Raw genomic sequence first — 3,644 nt, 5'->3', positions numbered from 1 at the left:
GGTTAGCGGTAGCGTAACATAATCGGGCGTTGGGTTTCATGCTTCAACCCAACCTACGTTCTCCACCTACTTTTATTTATTCTCCCCACTTCCCCACTTCCCCACCTCCCCACTTCCCCACTTCCCCACTTCCTATTCCCTGGGACCAGAAAAGGGGTAAGATAATAAGTTTAGTGATAAGATGACCGAATTGTAAACGGGGACTTGATATGGCAGAAACCCTATTATTTAATGCTTTGCGACAGGCGATCGATGAGGAAATGGGCCGCGACCAGACAGTATTTGTTTTAGGTGAAGATGTGGGTCATTACGGTGGTTCCTACAAAGTTACCAAAGATCTCTACAAAAAATATGGCGATTTAAGGGTTTTAGATACTCCCATCGCTGAAAATAGTTTTACGGGCATGGCAGTGGGGGCAGCCATGACGGGATTGCGTCCGATTATTGAAGGCATGAATATGGGTTTTCTTCTGCTTGCCTTTAACCAAATTGCCAACAATGCTGGGATGTTACGTTATACCTCCGGCGGTAATTTTAAAATCCCCATGGTTATCCGTGGTCCGGGGGGTGTGGGGAGACAATTAGGTGCGGAACATTCCCAACGTTTAGAGGCCTATTTTCACGCGGTACCCGGCTTAAAAATTGTCGCTTGTTCCACTCCTTACAACGCCAAAGGTTTATTAAAATCGGCGATTAGAGATAATAACCCCGTGCTTTTCTTTGAACACGTTCTTCTCTATAATCTCAAGGAAAATTTACCTGATACCGAGTATCTTTTACCCCTCGATAAAGCGGAAATCGTTCGCAAGGGAGAAGATATCACCATTCTCACCTATTCGCGGATGCGTCATCACTGTTTACAGGCATTAAAACAGTTAGAAAAAGATGGCTATGATCCAGAAATTATCGATTTAATTTCCCTGAAACCCTTTGATATGGAGACGATTGCCGCTTCGATTCGCAAGACTCACAGGGTGATTATCGTGGAAGAATGTATGAAAACGGCAGGAATTGCTTCCGAGTTAATTGCTTTAATTAACGAGCAGTTATTCGATGAATTAGATGCCCCCGTGTTAAGATTATCTTCCCAAGATATACCCACACCTTATAACGGTAATCTAGAAAGATTGACGATTATTCAACCTAATCAAATTGTCGAAGCTGTCCAAAAAATCGTCGGCGATCGCATTTAAAAAATTCTCCTTTTGATACTGAAGTTATGCAGAGACAAAATTGGTTATTGTTACTGATCATCGGTCTGGTTATTGCCTCGATCGTCATCCTGATTAAGTTACCCCTACAATTAGGTTTAGACCTGCGCGGTGGTAGTCAATTAACCATTCAGGTTAAACCCACGGAAACCGTCACAACCATTCAACCTAATGATTTAAAAGCCGTACAAAATGTGATTGAAAATCGCGTTAATGCCCTCGGTGTTTCTGAATCATTAGTGCAGACTGTGGACAGTAAAAATCAGGTAATCGTGCAACTACCCGGGGTCACAGATCCCAAAGAAGCTGAGAGAAACCTAAATGTTCAGGCCCAATTAGAATTTCGTCAGCAAAAACAAGGTACAGAAGGAGAATTCCGGGCTGAATATTCAATTTTTCAACAAAAAAAAGCGGAATTAGCCGCCCTCAAAGCCGAGAATAAACCCGAAAATGCCGCTAAAATTGCCGAACTAGAACAATCTCTGCAAAAATCTAAAGAGGCGATTTTAAATTTATTTGAATCGGTGGACTTAACTGGAAAAAATCTGCAAAATGCCACTATTAGTTCCACCCAAGGCACTAACTGGGAAGTGGCCATTACTTTCGATTCGGAAGGGGGCAATAAATTTGCCGAACTGACTAAAGCGATCGCAGGTACTGGTCGCAGTATTGGGATTTTCCTCGATAATGAATTAATTAGCGCCCCTGTGGTTGATGTGCAGTTTGCCCAAACGGGAATTACAGGAGGCCGGGCCGTGATTACTGGTAATTTTACCGCCGAAACTGCCAACGATCTAGCGATTCAATTGCGCGGTGGTTCTCTACCTTTCCCCGTTAAAGTGGAAGAAATTCGCACCGTCGGGGCAACTTTAGGCCAGGATAGCATCCGTCGCAGTATCTACGCCGGTTTAGTGGGTTTACTGTTAGTTTTAATCTTCATGGCGGTTTATTACCGTTTACCCGGTATTATTGCCGATATTTCCCTGATTATCTATACTATTCTCTCTCTGGGAGCTTTTGCCCTAGTGGGAGTCACCATGACGTTACCCGGTATTGCCGGATTTATCCTCAGTATCGGCATGGCAGTTGATGCAAATGTACTAATCTTTGAGCGTACCCGGGAGGAATTAAGGGCCGGAAAATCCCTATTTCGGGCAGTAGAGTCGGGATTTTATCGGGCTTTTTCCAGTATTCTCGATAGTAATGTTACTACTTTAATCGCCTGTGCTGCCTTATTTTGGTTGGGTTCGGGATTAGTCAAGGGTTTTGCTTTAACTTTAGCCATTGGGGTAGCTGTGAGTATGTTTACCGCTTTAACCTGTAGTCGCACTCTCCTGTTAATCACCGTGTTAAACGTCCCTAGCGTCCGTCAAAAACCGCAACTTTTCTGCCCCAATTTACCGGCAAATCAGTAGGGTGGGTTAGGCGACGACAAGTTATGCTGTTAACCAATAATTTCATATTCGCCGTAACCCACCGATTGCCACTCCCTACTCCCCAAATTCCTTTTTACTTTTTACTTTTTACTTAATCGATATGGCATTTAACGTTACAAAACAGCGTAATTTTTGGTGGACAGTCTCGGCCTTGCTGACGATTGGTAGTATTTTGGCCATGGTAATTTCTTGGTTCACTATTCAAGCGCCTTTGCGACCGAGTTTAGATTTTGTTGGTGGTACGAGAATTCAGATAGAATTAGCCTGTGCCAAAAAGAATAACTGTGAAAAACCCTTAACTACTGCCGAAGTGCAAGTGATTTTAGACGAGGAGGGATTGGGTAACAGTAGTGTGCAGGTGTTGGATAAATATACTTTATCGGTGCGGACGAAAACCCTCGCAGAAGAACAGAGAACAAAATTACTCGACACCTTAAACCAGAAAATCGGTGCCTTTGACCCCGAAACCAGTCAAATCGATACGGTCGGTCCCACCATCGGTCAAGAATTATTTAGGTCGGGATTTTTAGCTTTATTAGTGTCATTTTTCGGCATTGCCGTCTATCTTAGCTTCCGTTTTCAACGAGATTACGCTTTTTTTGCCATTGTCGCCCTGCTGCACGACGTTTTGATCACTTTAGGGGTCTTTGCGGTTTTAGGCTTAATTGCGGGGGTAGAAGTGGATAGTTTATTTTTGGTTTCCCTCTTGACAATTGTGGGCTTTTCTGTTAATGACACAGTGGTAATTTATGATCGCGTTCGGGAAAATTTTGTCAATACCCCCGAATTATCCGTGGATGAAATTGTCGATAATGCGGTGAGTCAAACCCTAACTCGTTCGATTAATACCACCCTGACCACTTTATTGCCTCTGGTGGCGATTTTTCTCTTTGGTGGCACGACTTTAAAATATTTTGCCCTAGCTTTAATTATTGGCTTTGTAGCGGGGGCCTATTCGAGTATTTTTATCGCTAGTACCCTACTAGCTTGGTGGCGC

At 43.4% G+C, this 3,644-nt stretch carries 3 protein-coding genes; all 3 read left to right on the top strand.

All coding sequences use genetic code 11. The features are described 5' to 3' along the window. Positions 1 to 209: 209 nt before the first annotated feature. Positions 210 to 1,193, top strand: coding sequence for an alpha-ketoacid dehydrogenase subunit beta (locus PX636_RS09165; protein ID WP_002763149.1), 984 nt, complete (start codon positions 210 to 212; stop codon positions 1,191 to 1,193). A gap of 26 nt (positions 1,194 to 1,219) precedes the next feature. Beyond that, a complete protein-coding gene (secD, locus tag PX636_RS09160; RefSeq protein ID WP_288116831.1) occupies positions 1,220 to 2,626 on the top strand; it encodes a protein translocase subunit SecD in 1,407 nt (468 codons plus the stop codon). A 121-nt stretch (positions 2,627 to 2,747) separates the two neighbouring features. Next, the coding region (secF, locus tag PX636_RS09155; protein ID WP_288116829.1) for a protein translocase subunit SecF at positions 2,748 to 3,644 on the top strand (897 nt) is incomplete at its 3' end.

The sequence above is a fragment of the Microcystis sp. M53598_WE2 genome (assembly GCF_030067735.1).
Lineage (GTDB): Bacteria > Cyanobacteriota > Cyanobacteriia > Cyanobacteriales > Microcystaceae > Microcystis > Microcystis aeruginosa.
This window is presented reverse-complemented; position numbering and strand designations above follow the sequence as displayed.

What these genes read in the sequence shown, in the direction of transcription:
- PX636_RS09165 (WP_002763149.1), top strand. Translation starts at nt 210, where the DNA reads ATGGCAGAAACCCTATTATTTAATGCTTTGCGACAGGCGATCGATGAG.
- secD (WP_288116831.1), top strand. Translation starts at nt 1,220, where the DNA reads ATGCAGAGACAAAATTGGTTATTGTTACTGATCATCGGTCTGGTTATT.